Genomic DNA, 1283 nt, shown 5'->3' with positions numbered 1-1283 from the left:
CTTGCCTTCGCGGTATCCCACCACTTCTCTTCCTCGGGAATTTGGGATGATGGAGTCTGCTCGTCAGATGTGACGAATTCTCTTCCAGTTTCTAAATCGCTATCCTCTGCAACGAGTTCTGCAGTGTTCTCACGGAGATCCTCGCATCGCTCTTGAACACTACTTCCAGCAGGAAAGACATCTTCGCGTCCGTATGGGCATAGATCACGCTTTCCTACGAGTGAGACCCCATCAAGCGGCTCTTCAAGTCCACTATTGATCGTTCGAAGATCCTCAACAAACTGTTGGCGCTGCTGTTTCACCGGGGTTACAACAACAGCATTCCTGAATTGGTCGGTTTCTCGAATCAGGTAGCTTGCCGCAGTAAGCGAGGCCATCGTTTTGCCCGTGCCGCACGGGCCTTCCATAGCTAAGTAACCGTGGTCTTCCGCGGTCTGGATAATACTCTCGATAACATCGCCCTGGTTCGTATACGGGTCACTAAAGCCGAAATAGTTCTGCCAACCTTCCAGAGAACTCTCAGACACGGGATACCTGTATTACTCGTGTAGAGTCAAAACCGTTGCCACTGCTCGGCTCTCTACCTGCATTAGGTAGATTAAGTTTCCACTCCGATCTAGAGATTCACACAAGAAGTTTGTAGATCTCGTCTCGGTATCGTTGTTCAATATCTGGATAATACGCGTGTAGGTATTCATCAAGTGATTCTTCGTCTTTGCCATCCCCAATTTCGTCTCCTCGCATATACTGGACATACTCTTTCTCAACCCCTTGGTGAATCTTCCAGAAAGTCGAGAACCAGTGGCGACCGAAGTGACTGGTTAGATCTTTTTGATGGTCGTCAGCTTCAATTTGGGGTCGTATTTGTTCTCGCCAATGTCTATTTATTCCATCTTTATCACGAATTCTCTCGTGATGCGTCTGGGAAAGGAAGACCCACGATTCGCCACAGTCAGGACGTATTAGCAGGTACTGTGTCAGAACCTGGCGCATTTCTTCGTCAAGAGGCAAGATTCGTGGATTTTCTGACTTGTTCCCTGGCCGCTTATAACGAGAGGGAATATATATTGCGTTAGAATAGTCATCGAGTCGGTCGTGGGATCCGAGGGCGGAGTAGTGTTTTTGCAATTCAGCGTTCTCAATATGTATGTCTTTCAATTTGACATTACGAATTTCTCCCTGTCGCATACCGAGCTTGAGACCCATCAATAAGACTGTGCGTTTGAATAAATGCGTAACGTCATCCAAGACATTTCGCATCTCTTCAACGGTTACTTTCGGGT

General features: G+C 47.5%; 2 protein-coding genes. Both read right to left on the bottom strand.

Features of this window, described 5'->3' with window-relative positions; genetic code table 11:
* A partial coding sequence (locus tag DVK07_RS19255; RefSeq protein WP_158603193.1) for a DEAD/DEAH box helicase family protein occupies positions 1 to 527 on the bottom strand: 527 nt, incomplete at its 3' end.
* Between the two features lie 97 nt (positions 528 to 624).
* On the bottom strand, positions 625 to 1283 hold a 659-nt coding region (locus DVK07_RS19250), incomplete at its 5' end, for a site-specific integrase (RefSeq protein WP_147441235.1).

Source organism: Halorubrum sp. Atlit-26R, assembly GCF_003666015.1.
Classification (GTDB): Archaea; Halobacteriota; Halobacteria; order Halobacteriales; family Haloferacaceae; genus Halorubrum.
Note: the sequence above shows the minus strand (reverse complement) of the source record. Positions and strands in the feature narration are given on the sequence as shown.